The organism is Mediterraneibacter sp. 210702-DFI.3.120, assembly GCF_020561005.1.
Classification (GTDB): domain Bacteria; phylum Bacillota; class Clostridia; order Lachnospirales; family Lachnospiraceae; genus Mediterraneibacter; species Mediterraneibacter faecis.
On the sequence record NZ_JAJCNG010000003.1, the window covers coordinates 161,241 to 179,356 of the forward strand.

The 18,116-nt window shown below is 41.6% G+C and carries 14 protein-coding genes; 13 read left to right on the forward strand and 1 reads right to left on the reverse strand.

Going from position 1 to position 18,116, the window contains the following annotated elements; genetic code table 11:
- Positions 1-33: 33 nt before the first annotated feature.
- From nifU to LI162_RS03445, 11 genes are all read left to right on the forward strand, one after another.
- Complete coding sequence (gene nifU, locus LI162_RS03395; RefSeq protein ID WP_227155731.1) at positions 34-477, forward strand: Fe-S cluster assembly scaffold protein NifU; 444 nt, start codon at positions 34-36, stop codon at positions 475-477.
- Positions 477-1,553: a tRNA 2-thiouridine(34) synthase MnmA gene (mnmA, locus tag LI162_RS03400; protein ID WP_227155733.1), complete on the forward strand. Its 1,077-nt coding sequence runs from the start codon at positions 477-479 to the stop codon at positions 1,551-1,553. The genes nifU and mnmA overlap by 1 nt, the downstream gene beginning before the upstream one ends.
- Positions 1,550-2,371 carry a histidinol-phosphatase HisJ family protein gene (locus tag LI162_RS03405; RefSeq protein WP_227155735.1) on the forward strand — a complete coding sequence of 274 codons (822 nt, stop codon included), beginning with the start codon at positions 1,550-1,552 and terminating at the stop codon, positions 2,369-2,371. Before mnmA ends, LI162_RS03405 begins: the two co-directional genes overlap by 4 nt.
- Before the next feature lie 157 nt (positions 2,372-2,528).
- A complete protein-coding gene (gap, locus tag LI162_RS03410) occupies positions 2,529-3,548 on the forward strand; it encodes a type I glyceraldehyde-3-phosphate dehydrogenase (protein ID WP_015528899.1) in 1,020 nt (339 codons plus the stop codon).
- A 155-nt stretch (positions 3,549-3,703) separates the two neighbouring features.
- Positions 3,704-4,903, forward strand: coding sequence for a phosphoglycerate kinase (locus tag LI162_RS03415; protein WP_055144645.1), 1,200 nt, complete (start codon positions 3,704-3,706; stop codon positions 4,901-4,903).
- Positions 4,904-4,990: 87 nt separating this feature from the next.
- Positions 4,991-5,740 (forward strand): triose-phosphate isomerase, encoded by a 750-nt coding sequence (gene tpiA / locus LI162_RS03420; protein WP_227155737.1) that lies wholly within the window; start codon positions 4,991-4,993, stop codon positions 5,738-5,740.
- A gap of 255 nt (positions 5,741-5,995) precedes the next feature.
- The gene (locus LI162_RS03425) at positions 5,996-6,688 is read left to right on the forward strand and encodes a 5'-methylthioadenosine/adenosylhomocysteine nucleosidase (RefSeq protein ID WP_227155745.1); all 693 of its coding nucleotides are present in this window, start codon (positions 5,996-5,998) and stop codon (positions 6,686-6,688) included.
- A gap of 158 nt (positions 6,689-6,846) precedes the next feature.
- Complete coding sequence (gene gpmI / locus LI162_RS03430; protein ID WP_227155747.1) at positions 6,847-8,385, forward strand: 2,3-bisphosphoglycerate-independent phosphoglycerate mutase; 1,539 nt, start codon at positions 6,847-6,849, stop codon at positions 8,383-8,385.
- Between the two features lie 234 nt (positions 8,386-8,619).
- Positions 8,620-9,123 carry a GreA/GreB family elongation factor gene (locus tag LI162_RS03435; protein ID WP_227155749.1) on the forward strand — a complete coding sequence of 168 codons (504 nt, stop codon included), beginning with the start codon at positions 8,620-8,622 and terminating at the stop codon, positions 9,121-9,123.
- 65 nt (positions 9,124-9,188) lie between these two features.
- A complete protein-coding gene (locus tag LI162_RS03440; RefSeq protein ID WP_227155751.1) occupies positions 9,189-9,845 on the forward strand; it encodes an HAD family hydrolase in 657 nt (218 codons plus the stop codon).
- A 143-nt stretch (positions 9,846-9,988) separates the two neighbouring features.
- Complete coding sequence (locus LI162_RS03445) at positions 9,989-10,228, forward strand: hypothetical protein (protein ID WP_015528906.1); 240 nt, start codon at positions 9,989-9,991, stop codon at positions 10,226-10,228.
- A 748-nt stretch (positions 10,229-10,976) separates the two neighbouring features.
- Here LI162_RS03445 and LI162_RS03450 read toward each other — a convergent pair.
- A complete protein-coding gene (locus tag LI162_RS03450; protein WP_196019765.1) occupies positions 10,977-15,218 on the reverse strand; it encodes a 2-hydroxyacyl-CoA dehydratase in 4,242 nt (1,413 codons plus the stop codon).
- 326 nt (positions 15,219-15,544) lie between these two features.
- Here LI162_RS03450 and LI162_RS03455 point away from each other — a divergent pair, with 326 nt between their 5' ends.
- Entirely contained in the window at positions 15,545-16,414 is an 870-nt protein-coding gene (locus LI162_RS03455) for a hypothetical protein (protein ID WP_330577696.1), read from the forward strand.
- A gap of 165 nt (positions 16,415-16,579) precedes the next feature.
- Positions 16,580-18,016 (forward strand): pyruvate kinase, encoded by a 1,437-nt coding sequence (gene pyk / locus LI162_RS03460; protein WP_020436709.1) that lies wholly within the window; start codon positions 16,580-16,582, stop codon positions 18,014-18,016.
- Positions 18,017-18,116: the final 100 nt, after the last annotated feature.

Consider the following 18,116-nt stretch of genomic DNA (forward strand, 5'->3'; position numbering starts at 1 on the left):
ATAAAAAGATAAACAAAATGGAGGAATTATATAATGTATACAGAGAAAGTAATGGATCATTTTCAGCATCCAAGAAATGTAGGAGAGATTGAGAACGCCAGCGGTGTAGGAACAGTTGGAAATGCAAAATGTGGAGATATCATGAGAATCTATCTTGACATTGATGACAACCAGATCATCCGCGATGTGAAATTCAAAACATTCGGATGTGGAGCAGCTGTTGCAACATCCAGTATGGCAACAGAGATGGTAAAAGGAAAGAGTATCCAGGAAGCAATGGAAGTAACAAACAAAGCCGTTATGGAAGCTCTTGACGGACTTCCGCCGGTAAAGGTTCACTGTTCACTCCTTGCAGAGGAAGCAATTCATGCAGCACTCTGGGATTATGCAGAGAAGCATGATATTAAGATTGAAGGACTTAAGAAACCGAAGTCAGATATTCATGAAGGCGAAGAAGCAGAGGAAGAGGAATATTAATGAGCAAAGGCAAAGTTGTTGTTGGAATGTCCGGGGGAGTAGACTCCTCCGTGGCAGCCTGGCTTTTGAAAGAACAAGGCTATGATGTGATCGGTGTGACAATGCAGATCTGGCAGGACGAGGAAAACGAAGTTCAAGAAGAAAACGGCGGCTGTTGTGGGCTCAGTGCGGTAGACGATGCAAGACGTGTTGCATCGTCTATTGGTATTCCGTATTATGTGATGAATTTCAAGCAGGAATTTCAGAAAAATGTAATTGATTACTTTACAAAAGAATACCTGAACGGAAGAACACCTAACCCGTGTATTGCCTGCAACCGTTATGTGAAATGGGAAGCACTTTTGCAGAGAAGTCTTTCCATCGGAGCAGACTATATCGCAACAGGACATTATGCAAGGATTGATAAACTTCCGAATGGAAGGTATGCAATCCGAAGATCTGCAACGCTTGCGAAAGATCAGACTTATGCACTTTATAATCTGACACAGGAACAGCTGGAACATACATTGATGCCGGTTGGAAATTATTCAAAAGATCAGATCCGTGAGATGGCAGAAAAAATCGGACTGCAGGTGGCAAATAAACCGGATAGTCAGGATATCTGTTTTGTTCCGGATGGAGACTATGCATCTTTTATTGAAGAAAACGCAGATGCTCCGATTCGTCAGGGAAATTTCGTGACACCGGATGGGAAGATCCTTGGAAAACACAAAGGAATCATTCATTATACAGTAGGACAGCGTAAAGGACTTGGGCTTGCATTAGGGTATCCTGCATTTGTACTGGAGATTCGTCCGGAGACAGATGAAGTTGTAATAGGAACTTATGAAGAATCACTGACTTATACGTTACGTGCAAATGAACTGAATTTTATGAGCGCAGAGGATATTACAGAACCAATCCGGGTGTTTGCAAAAATCCGCTACAATCATAAAGGGGCCTGGTGTACAGTGGAGAAGACAGGCGAAGATGAGATTACCTGTACATTTGATGAACCAATCCGTGCAGTGACACCGGGACAGGCAGTTGTTCTTTATGATGGTGAGTATGTATTAGGAGGCGGCACAATATTATGATAACATGTGATGCTCATATGCATACAAGATTTTCAGAAGATAGTGATGCATCTGTACATTCCATGCTTGATGCAGCGGTGAATAAAGGAATGCAGGCAGTCTGCATCACGGATCATCTTGATAAAGACTTTCCGGAAACACCGGATTTTCCGGCGGGGGCATTTATGTTCGACCTAGATGAATATTTCAGCAGACTGACGCAATTAAAAACAGAATATCAGAAGAAACTGGAAGTCCGAATCGGTGTAGAGATCGGACTTCAGCCACACTTGGGAGAATATTATAAAGAACTGACAGAAAAATATCCGTTTGATTTTGTGATCGGTTCAGTACATCTTATCCATGGACAGGATCCGTATTATCGCGGATTTTTCGAAGGCCGGAGTGATGAAGAGGCTTATCGTGAGGCATTTCAGGTGACAATTGAAAATCTGAAAAAAATAGATTCCTTCGATAGCCTGGGGCATCTGGATTATGTTGTCCGTTATGGCGCACATCAGGCAGAAGCATATTCTTACAGAAAATATGCAGAAGAGATCGATGAGATACTAAAACATCTGATCAGTCATGGTAAAGGACTTGAGATGAACATGGCGGGAATGAAATATGGACTTGGATTTCCAAATCCACATCCGGATGTGATCAGAAGATATAAGGAACTTGGTGGTGAAATTGTCACAATCGGAGCAGATGCACACAGATCGGAACATGTAGCTTTTGACTATGAACAGGCGCGAGAGATACTTACAGGCTGCGGTTTTAGTTATTATGCAGAATTTAAGGGGCGGAAACCGGTATTTAGGAGAATTGTTCCATAAAATTAGAATTATATGGATTTAAGACTTGAATTTTTGTTCGTGTTTTAGTACAATAAATCTAGTTGATGAATATTTAACAATTATCGCTTTGTTAAATTCATCGCCATGGCTGGAGATACAGTCATAAATTTTTTAAACTTTTTAGGAGGAATTAATCATGGCAGTAAAAGTAGCGATTAATGGTTTTGGACGTATCGGACGTCTTGCTTTCAGACAGATGTTCGGAGCAGAAGGATATGAGGTAGTAGCAATCAACGACCTTACATCTCCTAAGATGCTTGCTCACTTATTAAAATATGACTCAACTCAGGGAACATACGCTCTTGCAGATACAGTAGAGGCAGGAGAGGATTCCATCACAGTTGACGGAAAAGAGATCAAGATCTACGCAAAAGCTAACGCAGCTGAACTTCCTTGGGGAGAAATCGGTGTTGACGTTGTTCTGGAGTGTACAGGATTCTACACATCCAAAGCAAAAGCTCAGGCTCACATCGATGCAGGTGCTAAGAAAGTAGTTATTTCTGCTCCAGCTGGAAATGACCTTCCGACAATCGTTTACAATGTAAACCACGAGACACTTTCAAAAGATGAGAACATCATCTCCGCAGCTTCTTGTACAACAAACTGCCTGGCTCCGATGGCAAAAGCTCTTAACGACCTTGCAGCAATCAAGTCCGGTATCATGTGTACAATCCACGCTTACACAGGAGATCAGATGACACTTGATGGACCGCAGAGAAAAGGTGATCTTAGAAGATCTCGTGCAGCTGCAGTTAACATCGTACCAAACAGCACAGGTGCTGCTAAAGCAATCGGTCTTGTTATCCCAGAACTGAACGGAAAACTTATCGGATCTGCTCAGCGTGTTCCTACACCAACAGGTTCTACAACAATCCTTACAGCAGTAGTTGACGGAGAAGTTACAGTTGATCAGATCAACGAGGCTATGAAGGCTGCTTCCAACGAGTCCTTCGGATACAACACAGATCAGATCGTATCCAGCGATATCGTAGGAATGAGATATGGTTCACTGTTTGATGCTACTCAGACAATGGCTCTTCCAGTTGGCGATGGTACAACAGAGGTTCAGGTTGTTTCATGGTATGACAACGAGAACTCTTACACAAGCCAGATGGTAAGAACAATCAAATACTTTGGAAAACTTCTTGAGGCTTAATTCTTTTTGAGGAATTAGAATCTCAGAGATTTATCTGAATTATTGACTCACAATGGGGTCCGGTCTTATTGTAGGACCGGACCCCATTTTCTTTGTGCAGAACAGATTCTGCACGTGAAAGTGACAGGAAATAGAAATACAGGAGGCTATGAAAAATGGCAGCACTTAATAAAAAATCCGTAGATGATATCAATGTAAAAGGAAAAAGAGTTCTTGTAAGATGTGACTTCAACGTACCGCTTCAGGATGGAAAGATCACAGATGAGAACCGTATCGTGGCAGCTCTTCCTACAATCAAGAAGCTGATTGCTGATGGAGGAAAAGTAATCCTTTGTTCCCACCTTGGAAAACCGAAGGGAGAGCCAAAGCCGGAGCTTTCACTTGCACCAGTAGCAGTAAGACTTTCTGAGCTCCTCGGACAGGAAGTTAAATTTGCAGCTGATCCGGAAGTAGTTGGACCAAACGCAAAAGCAGCTGTTGAAGCTATGAAAGATGGAGATGTTATCCTTCTTGAAAATACACGTTACAGAGCAGAAGAGACAAAGAATGGTGAAGCATTCAGCAAAGATCTTGCATCTCTTTGTGATGTATTTGTAAACGATGCATTCGGAACAGCCCACAGAGCACACTGTTCTAACGTAGGTGTTACACAGTTCGTTGACACAGCTGTTGTTGGATACTTAATGCAGAAAGAAATCGATTTCCTTGGAAATGCAGTAGAGAATCCGGAGAGACCATTTGTTGCTATCCTTGGTGGATCCAAAGTTTCCAGCAAGATTTCTGTAATCAACAACCTTCTTGACAAAGTTGACACACTGATCATTGGTGGCGGAATGTGCTATACATTTACAAAAGCTCAGGGCGGTAATGTAGGAAATTCCCTTCTTGAGGAAGATTACTTACAGTATGCACTTGACATGGTTAAGAAAGCAGAGGAGAAAGGTGTTAAACTTCTTCTTCCAGTAGATGCTGTTGCAGCAGATGCTTTCTCTAACGATGCAAATACAAAAGTTGTAGCTCAGAACGAGATCCCGGACGGATGGATGGGTCTTGATATCGGACCTAAGACAGCTGAGATGTTCGCTGATGCTGTTAAATCTGCGAAGACAGTTGTATGGAACGGACCAATGGGATGCTTCGAGATGCCGAAATTCGCTGAAGGAACAAAGGCAGTAGCAGAAGCACTTGCCAACACAGATGCTGTAACAATCATCGGTGGTGGAGATTCTGCAGCAGCTGTTAACCAGCTTGGATATGGTGACAAGATGACACATATCTCTACAGGTGGTGGAGCTTCTCTTGAATTCCTCGAAGGAAAAGAACTTCCGGGAGTAGCGGCAGCTAACGATAAATAATAAGAATCTGTAATTACAGATCAGAAGAAACCCGTGTTGTTACATTTCACACGGGTTCTGAATATAAAATTCAAGGAGATAAGAACAATGGCAAGAAAGAAAATTATTGCAGGAAACTGGAAAATGAACAAAACTCCAAGCGAGGCAGTTGCGCTTGTAGAAGAGTTAAAACCACTCGTAGCTAACGAAGACGTAGATGTCGTATTCTGCGTACCGGCTATTGATATTGTACCAGTTGTAGAGGCTGCTAAGGGAACAAACATCCAGGTTGGAGCTGAGAACATGTATTTTGAGGAGAGCGGAGCTTACACAGGTGAGATTTCCCCGAATATGCTTGTAGATGCAGGTGTTAAATATGTAGTTCTCGGACATTCTGAGAGAAGAGAGTACTTCGGTGAGACAAACGAAGATGTAAATAAGAAAATCCTGAAAGCATTTGAGCATGGTATTACACCAATCATGTGCTGTGGAGAAACTCTTGAGCAGAGAGAGCAGGGCGTAACAATGGACTTCATCCGTCAGCAGGTTAAGGTTGGATTCCAGGGTGTTACAGCAGATCAGGCTAAGACAGCAGTTATCGCTTACGAGCCAATCTGGGCAATCGGAACAGGAAAGACAGCTACAACAGAGCAGGCTGAAGAAGTTTGTGCAGGAATCCGTGCTTGCATCGCAGAAGTATATGATGAAGCTACAGCAGAAGCAATCCGTATCCAGTACGGCGGATCTGTAAACGCAGCTACAGCTCCTGAGCTTTTTGCACAGGCTAACATCGATGGAGGTCTTGTAGGTGGAGCTTCCCTTAAGGCTGACTTCGGAAAGATCGTTAACTACAAATAATAAGATCTAAGGCTGTTTCATTATAACAGATAATTAAGAAAGGTCATCTGGTCAGAAAGATATTTATATTGCCGGGCACAAGTAGTGCAGACAGTAGCGATATAGATAGCAATTCTGACAGGATGGCCTTTTTTCTTGACTTTGAAAATCATTTGAGTGTATCATAGAGGAGATTGATAAAATCATGTAACAGCTTAATGAAGAAAATAAAGCAATTAAGAAAAGGGAATATAAAAGATAGGAGATTAAGAAGCTATGGTAGGAATTATCGGAGCGATGGAAGAAGAAGTCCGTGAGCTGATCGAGGATATGACAGAATGCGAGATGCAGGAAAAGGCATCCATGAAATTTTATAAAGGTCAGCTTTATGGAAAAGAAGCAGTTGTTGTACAGAGCGGAATCGGTAAAGTGAACGCGGGAATCTGTACACAGATCCTTGCAGACTTTTATCAGGTGGATCAGCTGATCAATACAGGTGTAGCCGGTTCTCTGGATGCAGAGATCAATATCGGAGATATTGTTGTATCTACAGATGCAGTAGAGCATGATATGGATGTCAGTGCATTGGGAGATCCTGTCGGACAGGTGCCGCGTATGGATGTATTTGCATTTCCGGCAGATAAAGAACTTGTGAGAAAAGCAGTGGAAGCAAATAAAAAGGCGAATTCAGATATTCGTACATTTACAGGAAGAGTTGCAAGCGGAGACCAGTTTATTTCTGAAAAAGAAGTAAAAGAACGTATTGTTAATAATTTTGGTGCGAAATGTGCTGAGATGGAAGGAGCAGCAATTGCTCACGGTGCGTATTTGAATCATGTTCCATGTGTGATCATTCGTGCAATTTCAGATAAGGCAGATGGAAGTGCACAGGTGGATTATCCTACATTTGAGAAACAGGCGATCGTTCATGGTGTAAAGCTGATGAAAGAATTGCTTCCGACATTATAAGATTTTTAATGTAGTGATTTTTACATGAATTCAGGCGAAAATCTGCTTATTTTCGGATATATTTGACCAGAGCTCTGACTTGCAAAATTGTGCTAAAACTAGTACAATAAAGCGTAGAGTTAAAAAATAGACAATCTTAATGCAAAGGAGATATTGAGATGAGCAAAAAACCAACCGTATTGATGATTTTAGATGGATATGGATTAAGAGATAAGACAGAGGGTAATGCAGTAGCACTTGCGAATACTCCTGTTATGGATAAACTGATGGCAGAGTATCCGTTTGTAAAAGGAAATGCAAGCGGACTTTCTGTAGGTCTTCCGGATGGACAGATGGGTAACTCAGAAGTAGGACATATGAATATGGGTGCCGGACGTATCATTTATCAGGAACTTACAAAGATCACAAAGTCTATCGAAGACGGAGATTTCTTTGAGAACAAAGCTCTTCTTGCAGCTTGTGAGAATGTAAAGAAGAACGATTCTGCACTTCACCTGATGGGACTTGTATCTGACGGAGGAGTTCATAGTCATATTACTCATATTTATGGAATTCTTGAGCTCGCCAAGAGACAGGGAATTGAGAAAGTATATGTTCATTGTTTCCTTGACGGCCGTGATACACCACCGGCATCAGGTAAAGAGTATGTAGAGCAGCTTGAAGCAAAGATGAAAGAGATTGGTGTAGGTGAAGTTGCATCTGTATCCGGACGTTACTATGCAATGGATCGTGATAACCGTTGGGATCGTGTGGAGAAAGCTTACAAAGCATTAGTTGCAGGAGAAGGCAATACAGCAGAATCCGCAACAGCAGGAATTCAGGCTTCCTACGATGAAGATGTAACAGACGAGTTCATAGTACCATTTGTTGTAACAAAAGACGGTGCTGCAACAGCAACAATCAAAGAAAATGATTCTGTTGTATTCTTCAACTTCCGTCCTGACAGAGCAAGAGAGCTCACAAGAACATTCTGTGATGACAGTTTTGACGGATTTGAAAGAGGAGACAGAGTGAAGACTACATTCGTATGCTTCACAGAGTATGATGCGACAATCGAGAATAAGATGGTTGCATTCGTAAAAGAATCTATTACGAATACATTTGGACAGTTCCTTGCAGATAACGGACTGAAACAGGCTCGTATTGCAGAGACAGAGAAATATGCTCACGTAACATTCTTCTTCAATGGTGGAGTAGAAGAGCCGAATGAGGGAGAGGACAGAATCCTTGTGAAATCCCCTAAGGTTGCTACTTATGACCTGAAACCGGAGATGAGCGCTTACGAAGTATGTGACAAGCTTGTTGGAGCGATCAAGTCTGAGAACTATGATGTGATCGTGATCAACTTTGCAAACCCTGACATGGTAGGACATACAGGTGTTCAGGAAGCTGCGATCAAGGCTGTAGAAGCAGTTGACGAGTGTGTAGGAAAGGCTGTAGAGGCTCTGAAAGAAGTAGACGGACAGATGTTCATCTGCGCTGACCACGGAAATGCAGAGCAGCTGATCGACGAGGAGACAGGTGAGCCATTCACAGCTCATACAACAAATCCGGTACCGTTTATCCTTGTAAATGCTGATCCGGCTTACAAATTAAGAGAAGGCGGATGCCTGGCAGACATCGCTCCGACACTGATCGAGCTGATGGGAATGCAGCAGCCGGTTGAGATGACAGGAAAATCTCTGTTAGTGAAATAATTCATAAGTGTTGAATTTGAATTCAGGCAACTTGAATGATTCTTTCAAGAGAAAAGAATCCAGAAGAAAATTGCGTGGATTAAGATAGAAGTGAAAAGGGAAAGCTATTGACTGCGATAACAACAGTGCTTGTTTTAGTTTATCGTAATTGATAGCTTTCCTTTTCCCTATAGATTACTGTTCAAAGTAGTTGTGCACAGCAATGTCTATGGTTCAGAGAAGAAAGGAAAAGTTATGCGTGAAAGATTGACAAAAAATGATGTAGAAAAGATTCAGGCAGAGATTGAGCATCGAAAATTAGTAGAACGTAAAGAATTGATCGAAGCAGTGAAAGAAGCAAGATCTCATGGAGACTTGAGTGAGAACTTCGAATATCACGCAGCGAAAAAAGCAAAGAATCAGAACGAAAGTCGTATTCGTTATCTGGAAAGAATGCTCAAGACAGCTGAGATTGTGGAAGATCATTCAGAAACAGATGAGATTGGCCTGAATAATACCGTAGAGCTTTATTGTGAAGACGATGATGAGATCGAGACATATCGCATTGTAACTTCTGTAAGAGGAAGCTCTTTGAATGGACTGGTCAGTATAGAATCACCAATCGGAAAAGCCCTGCTCGGACATAAAGAAGGCGAGAGAGTTTATATTAAAGTGAACGATGATTTCGGCTATTATGTGGTGATTCGTAAAGTGATAAAAACTGAAAGTGAAGAGGATGATCAGATTCGTAGCTTCTAAATCAAGCAGATTAACAAGTGGATATTGAAAAAGATAATTTGATAATAGCAAATGAGGAAAAGAAGATGAGAATTAGTACCGTATTATTTGACCTGGATGGAACACTCACAGATTCAGGTCCGGGAATTATGAATTCTGTAAAATATGCGCTGGAGAAGGTGGGAGAACCGACACCTGACGTAGATGAATTACGTAAATTTATTGGACCACCGCTGAAGGGTCAGTTTATGGAACACTGTGGAATTGATGAAGAAAAAGCAGCAGAGATGGTTACTCTTTATCGAGAATATTTCACAGTGACAGGTATTTTTGAAAACAGTGTGTATGATGGCGTAGAAGAGATGCTCAAGACCTTGAAACAAACGGGAATCAAGATTGCGATGGCGACATCCAAGCCGGAAAAATTTGCTAAAATCATCGCAGATCACTTTGGACTGGCTCAATATTTTGATGTGATCGGCGGGGCATGTATGGATGAGACACGTACAGAAAAACAAGATGTTATCCGTTATGTCTTGGAACAGTGCGAAGAGAAAGAACTGGATAAAATCGTAATGGTCGGAGATCGTTCTTATGACATACTAGGAGGCCATGCGGAAGGACTGAAAGTGATCGGTGTTCTGTATGGATACGGAGACTTAAAAGAACTCTCAGAGGCAGGTGCAGATGCTCTGGCAACAACACCACAGGAAGTAGCCGAACTGGTTCTGGAAACAGAATAAAGTAAATCGATTTAACAATAGTTTGATTTATTTTACATAGATTTAGCATTGGAAGAAAATGAGACTTTACAAATACCCTCTATACTAAGAATTGTCAAAAGGAAAAACACTTAGACATTTTTAGTAGAAAGAGGGTAATTTTTATGTATGGAAAACTTTGGAGTTTTGTAAATCATTATATAGATGCAGATCATGCACTTGCAGTATATCTGCCAATTTTAATTGTAGGATGGACAATCATAGGAACACTGTTTGGATTAGGAGTATGTTCTGCAATCAGAATAGATCTGATACAGAGTCTGGCAGATATCCTCTGTGCAGGAGGATACGCAGGAATTTTCCTGGGACTTTTCGGGGGAATCCTTTACTTGTATCGTAAATAAAGATTTATCGTAGGGATTCTTTTTCGAGTCCGGACGAAAACAGAGAATATGATTTTAGATAGTTGATTGTTAGAAGATGGGTATAGAAACGCCGACTCAGGGTTACGCATACTGTTCATACTAGGAAAAACAATAGACTGCTAAAAGCAAAGAAAGGATTGACAAACTCGCTGCTGCTCAAACAGCTGTCAATCCTTTCTTTAACGCAATCTATTGTTTTTCAAGTATGAGCAAGCATGCTCCACATTCGTCTGCGTCCCTATACCCACCTTCTAACATAAAAGCTCCTCGAAGCTCATATTTTCTGTTTTCTGTTTATTAAAAAATCGATTCCAACGCTAAATTTTATTAGGTGCAAAAACGTTTGAGATATGGATATCATTCTATAGAATTTCCGTTGCGCCTACCTCTCAAGTAGAGTTCTTCTTTCGAGGAAGTAGAAATCTGATATCGCTGAAAACTTACCGATAGACAAACATCGAGGGTTTGATTCAGGGGACTGTTCTGTGTGCTTGGAAAGACTTAAAAAACGGAAGGTTACGTTAAAGCAGTGTGAGGCTACTGTCTGAAGCGGCAGCGAGTTTGCCGAACACTGCTTTGTTCTTAGTAACCTTTCGTTTTTTTTAGCCTTTCCTGTATACAGAACCCGGAGCCTGCATCAAACCCTCGATGTCTGTCTATTCGAATAAACTTTATATGCGATATCTGATTTCGTCCGAACTCGAAAAAGAATCCCTACGATAAATTTCTATTTCTCCAAATTCTTAAACGCTGTCGACAGCATCAGTTTAATACGATTCAACTGATTTACTTCACTTGCGCCCGGATCGAAGTCAATTGCTACGATGTTGGATTCAGGGTGTCTGCGGCGGAGTTCTTTGATAACTCCCTTACCTACAACATGGTTTGGCAGGCAGGCGAATGGCTGGGTGCAGACAATATTTCCGGCACCGCTGTGAATGAGTTCGAGCATCTCACCGGTCAGGAACCATCCTTCACCGGTCTGGTTTCCGAGAGATACGATCTCTGAAGCCATTTTTGCAAGATCTTCAATGTGAGCCGGCGGATCAAAGTGTTTACTTTCTGCAAATGCTTTGGAAGCCGGAGCACGGAACCATTCCAGAGCTTTGATTCCAAGATTTCCTGCTGTTGCTTTGGACTTCTTCATTCCCAGATGGGAAACTTTGAAGTTCTGATTGTAGAAGCAGTAGAGCAGGAAGTCGAGAAGATCCGGAACAACTGCTTCGGCGCCTTCGCTTTCCAGAAGTTCTGCCAGATGATTGTTGGCAGCCGGAAGGAATTTAACAAGGATTTCTCCAACGATTCCAACACGTGGCTTCTTGATATCAAGTGTCTCGATATTATCAAAATCATTGATGATATCTTTACAAAGTTTCTTAAATCTCTTACGGGATGGATATCCTTCGGACACAAACTTCTTAACAACTTCAGCCCATTTGCGGTGAATCTTATCTGTAGTTCCCGGTACGGCCTCATAAGGACGCATACGGTAAACACATTTCATAAAGATATCTCCGAATACTGCTGCGTAGATTCCGCGGAGAACCAGTGCAGGAGAAAGTTTGAATCCAGGATTATCTTCCAGTCCACTTAAGTTAAGTGAGATAACCGGAATATGCTCCATGCCGGCTTTCTTAAGTGCACGACGGATAAATCCGATATAGTTCGAAGCACGGCAGCCACCACCAGTTTGTGTGATGATAACAGCTGTATGATTCAAGTCATATTTTCCGGATAACAGTGCATCCATGATCTGACCGACAACGATCAGAGAAGGGTAGCAGGCATCGTTATTTACATATTTTAATCCCATATCGACAGCCTGTTTGTTATCGTTAGGAAGAACATCGATGTTGTATCCGGCAGCGCGGAAAGCAGGCTCAAGTAGTTCAAAATGAACCGGAGACATCTGCGGACAGAGAATTGTATAATCCTTACGCATTTCTTTTGTAAATGTAACCTTTTCGATAGAAGCCGGACGAATGGTACGTTTTTCCTGTTTCTTTTCACGCACACGGATTGCGGCGAGAAGAGAGCGTACGCGGATTCTTGCAGCTCCAAGATTATTTACTTCATCAATCTTCAAAGTTGTGTAGATCTTATCTGAATTTGTAAGGATCGCAGCAACCTGATCTGTTGTAACAGCATCCAGTCCACATCCGAAGGAGTTGAGTTGAATCAGATCAAGATTCTCTGTTGTTTTTACATAATTTGCGGCAGCATACAGTCTGGAGTGGTACATCCACTGATCCATAACATTCAGAGGGTGCTCTGCCGGATTCAAATGAGAGACAGAGTCTTCTGTAAGTACTGCAATATTGTAGGATGTAATCAATTCAGGAAGACCATGATTCACCTCCGGATCGATATGGTATGGACGACCGGCAAGTACGATACCGCGGTTTCCTGTTTCATTTAAGAAACGGATTGTTTCTTCCCCTTTATTTCTCATATCCTGACGACAGGCAGCAAGTTCATTCCATGCGTCATGGACTGCTGACTTGATTTCGCTTTCGGAAAGAGAGAACTTCTTACTTAATTCTTCTACAAGACGATAAGAAATCGTCTCTTCACTTTCAAAATTCAAGAATGGATGGATAAAATCAACTTCTCCGTTGACGATCGGGTCCATGTTATTCTTGATGTTTTCCGGATAAGAAGTAACGATCGGACAGTTGTAGTGATTATCAGAATCAGCAAATTCTTTCCGCTCATACGGGATTGACGGATAGAAAATGTGTTTCACTCCCTGATTGATCAGCCACTGTACATGTCCGTGCGCCAGTTTCGCCGGATAACACTCGGATTCACTTGGAATAGATTCAATACCAAGTTCATAAACCTTTCTTGTGGAAGCCGGTGACAGAACAACACGGAATCCAAGTTTTGTAAAAAATGTGAACCAGAACGGATAGTTCTCGTACATATTCAGCACACGAGGAATACCGATTGATCCGTGTTTTGCCTCTTCTTCGGAAAGCGGTTCATAATCAAAATAGCGATGCAATTTATATTCAAATAAATTCGGCATCTGATTTTTTGATTTCTCTTTTCCAAGTCCGCGCTCACAGCGATTTCCTGTGATGAATTTACGTCCACCACTGAAATGGTTGATCGTCAGACGGCAATTGTTTGTACATCCACGACATTTTGTCATTGTTGTGGAGTATTCAAGGGAACGGATGTCATCAATGGAAAGCATTGTTGTGCCTTCGCAGTCAACATAACGTTCACGGGCAATCAGAGCTGCACCGAATGCACCCATGATTCCGGCAATGTCCGGGCGGATCGCTTCACAGTTCGCGATTTTCTCAAAGCTTCGAAGAACTGCATTATTATAGAAGGTACCTCCCTGAACAACAATATGATTTCCAAGTTCGGATGCATCAGATACTTTGATTACCTTGAACAGGGCATTCTTGATAACAGAATAAGCAAGTCCGGCTGAGATATCAGCAACAGACGCCCCCTCTTTCTGTGCCTGTTTTACTTTGGAGTTCATAAATACAGTACAGCGTGTTCCGAGATCGATCGGGTTCTGTGCATAAAGTGCTTCGTGAGCAAAATCCTCTACAGAATAATTCAGAGATTTTGCAAATGTCTCAATGAAAGAACCGCATCCGGAAGAGCAGGCTTCGTTCAGCTGAACACTGTCGACAGTCTGATTTTTGATTTTGATACATTTCATATCCTGACCGCCAATGTCCAGAATACAGTCTACATCCGGCTCAAAGAAGGATGCTGCATAATAATGAGAAACAGTCTCAACTTCTCCTTCATCAAGCATCAGAGCAGCTTTGATCAGTGCTTCGCCGTATCCTGTGGAACAGGAATGAACAATCTCTACACCCTCAGGGAGTTGATCGTAAATATCTTTGATCGCTGTGATCGTTGTACCAAGCGGATCCCCGTCGTTGTTGTGATAGAAGGAATAAAGAAGTGTTCCGTCTTCACCAACGAGAGCTGCTTTTGTAGTTGTTGAACCGGCATCGATTCCAAGAAATGCTTTTCCTTTGTATGAGGCAAGATCTTTTACCGGCACCTGATGCTTTGCATGGCGGGAAATAAATTCCTCGTAATCAGCAGTTGTTGCAAACAGTGGATCCAGACGTTCCACTTCAAAATCCATTTGGATTTTATTCTCGAGACGATTCTGCATATCACGCAGTTCCATCGGAGTATCTTTTTTGGAATTCAGTGCGGAACCAATCGCAGCAAACAAATGTGAGTGATTTGGTGCGATAATATGTTCATCATCCAGTTTTAATGTGCGGATGAATGCTTCTCTTAATTCTGAGAGGAAATGAAGTGGACCTCCTAAAAATGCAACATGACCACGGATCGGTTTTCCACAGGCAAGACCACTGATGGTCTGATTCACAACAGCCTGGAAAATGGATGCGGCAAGGTCTTCCTTAGCAGCACCGTCATTGATCAGTGGCTGGATATCTGTCTTGGCAAATACACCGCAGCGCGCAGCGATAGAGTATAATGCTTTGTAATTTTTAGCGTATTCATTCAGACCGGAAGCATCTGTTTGAAGAAGAGATGCCATCTGGTCAATGAAAGAACCTGTACCACCAGCACAGACACCATTCATACGCTGTTCTACATTTCCACCCTCAAAATAAATGATCTTCGCATCTTCTCCACCAAGCTCAATTGCTACATCTGTCTGAGGAGCGTAATCCTGTAGTGCAGTGGAGACTGCAATTACCTCCTGGACAAATGGAACACCGAGATGTTTGGCAAGTGTCAGGCCACCGCTTCCTGTGATGACAGGAGAAACCTGGATTGGTCCAAGCTTATAAAGCGCACGGCCGAGCAGATCGGAAAGCGTCTCCTGGATATTAGCGAAATGGCGTTCATAATCAGAGAAGAGGACTTCATTTTCATCATTAAGAATTGCAATTTTTACTGTTGTGGAACCAATGTCGATTCCTAAAGTATGTAGATTTTTTGCGTTCATAATTAATATCCCCAATCTTTTGTAATTCAGTTAATTTGTCAAATTTATATGAGTTACTACCTATTAAATGCGTTTGTTAGCTCGCAATAAGTAACATTATACGACAAGATTCTTAAAAAGACAATGGTCATTGTAGTGTAGTAAGTGTGAAGAAATGAGCTGTAATATGGCAAAATGTCTAAGTAGAAAGGAAAGGAAAATATCATATTCTTGTTAAAAGTGTATTAATATAAAAACAATCGTTTGACAAAACAAGTCTTCCCTTGTACAATTACTGCTATACGAAGATGTGAGTGCTGGCCACACGTAGTGGACAGTAATATAAAATGAAAATAGAAGGAGAATACAAGTTGAACTGGCTTGATAAATTAGAAAAAAAATTAGGTCGTTTTGCAATACCGAATCTTACGGTGTATCTGCTGGCCGGGTATGTGATAGGTTTCGCTATTTATTATTTAGCACCGGGACTTTTAGGATGGCTTACACTGGAACCGGCATATATTTTAAGAGGACAGATCTGGAGAATTATTTCCTGGGTATTGATCCCACCAACAGGAAGTTTGATTTCTTTACTGTTCCTAGTATTATTGTACTATTCTCTTGGTTCTGCACTTGAGAGAACCTGGGGAACATTCCGTTATAATGTATACATTTTTTCAGGAATACTTTTTACAGTGATCGCAGTATTCATACTGTATGGTGTGTTTTATCTTATCTATGGAATTGAACTTCCACTTTCAAGCATCGGATTGATCAGCACGAACTACATTACAATGTCTATCTTTTTGGCATTTGCTTCCATCTATCCGGATATGGAAGTTTTACTCTATTTTATTTTACCGATTAAGATGAAATGGATGGCTTTCGTATATGTAGCAATGGCACTGTATTATTTCTTTACAGGAAGTCTCGCAACGAAAGTTGCGATTGCGGCATCCTTATTGAACTTTGTTATCTTTTTCCTGTCCAGCAGGAATATGAAGCGTTTCAGTCCGAAAGAGCAGGCGAGAAAAGCAAAGTTTAAACAGCAGACGAGACCACATATGACTTATGCGAATGGGGCAAGACACCGTTGTGCAGTCTGCGGACGTACAGAACTTGATGATCCGACATTGGAGTTCCGTTTCTGTTCAAAATGTAATGGAAACTATGAGTATTGCCAGGATCATTTATTTACACATGAACATGTAAAGTAGAAAATGAGAATTGTGTAACGCATATTTCTCATATTTTACCGGAGATGAGGTATGGCAGTGCAGTGTATCAGATCAGAGTTGCAGCCGAAAGTGATACAGTGCAGCTTCGCTCCAGGTGTATAGGAACTTTATGGTTATATTTTTTTAAGGAGAGATTGACTTAGTATGAAAAAAACAAAAGTAGTATGTACGATGGGACCAAACACAAATGATAGAGAACTGATGAGAAAACTCATCCAGAATGGCATGGATGTAGCTCGTTTCAACTTCTCTCATGGTGATCATGAAGAGCAGAAGGGTCGTATGGATATGCTCAAAGAGCTTCGCGAGGAAGAGCATGCAACGACAGCTATTCTTCTGGATACAAAGGGACCAGAGATCCGTACAGGTGTTCTGAAAGACGGAAAGAAGATTAAGCTTGAAACAGGGAAGACCTTTACACTTACTACAGAAGATATTGTTGGTGATGAGAATAAAGTATCTATCACATATAAGGGACTTGCAGAAGATGTAAGTGAAGGAAAGATTATTTTGATCGATGATGGTCTGATCGGACTGAAAGTAATCGGAAAAACAGACAAAGAAATTCATTGTGAGATCATCAACGGTGGTGAACTCGGAGAGAAAAAGGGCGTTAATGTACCGGGAGTACCGGTAAGACTTCCGGCAATCACTGAGAAAGATAAAGAAGATATTAAATTCGGAGCAGAGCAGGGAATTGATTTTATTGCTGCATCTTTCGTAAGAAATGCAGAGTGTATTCTTGAGATCAAGGCATATCTGAAGTCTCTCGGAGCTCCTTACATTCCGATCATTGCAAAGATTGAGAATGAAGAAGGAATTAGCAATATCGATGAGATCATTCGTGCAGCAGATGGTATCATGGTTGCCCGTGGAGACCTCGGAGTTGAGATTCCGGCAGAGGAACTTCCATATCTTCAGAAGATGATGATCCAGAAATGTAACGATCAGTTCAAGACAGTTATCACGGCAACACAGATGCTTGATTCTATGATGCGTAATCCACGTCCGACAAGAGCTGAGGTAACAGACGTTGCGAACGCTGTATATGACGGAACAGATGCTGTAATGCTCTCAGGAGAGACAGCACAGGGTAAATACCCACTCGAGGCACTTCAGATGATGGTTCATATCATCGAGCAGACAGAGAAACACCTTGATTATGATATCATGCTTGAGAAAGAGCACGGTCATTTAAGAGGCGGAGTATCCAGTGCAATCGGATATTCATCCGTACTGGCAGCAGCAAACCTGAATGCAAAATGTATCATTACACCATCTGTATCAGGAGCAACTTCAAGAGTTGTATCCAACTTAAGACCAAGACAGGAAATCCTTGGTGTAACTCCGAACGAGAGAACACTGAGAAGAATGTCTATTTACTGGGGCGTAAGACCGCTGAAGTCTCTTGAAGTTGATACAACAGAAGATATCTGTGAAAATGCGATCGAACTGGCACAGGTAAAACAGTATGTTGAGCCGGGAGATGTTGTAGTTATCACAGCTGGAATTCCTTCAACAAATGTAAGCAAAGAGAGAAGCTTTACAAGTAATATGATGAGAATTGTGACAGTAGATTAAATTAGAAAAACTTTTAATAAGAGCCAGAACAGTTACCGTGCGAGGTGGTATGCTCCCCGTCAAGAGGACAATAAAAAATAATAAATTTTTGTATCGTCAG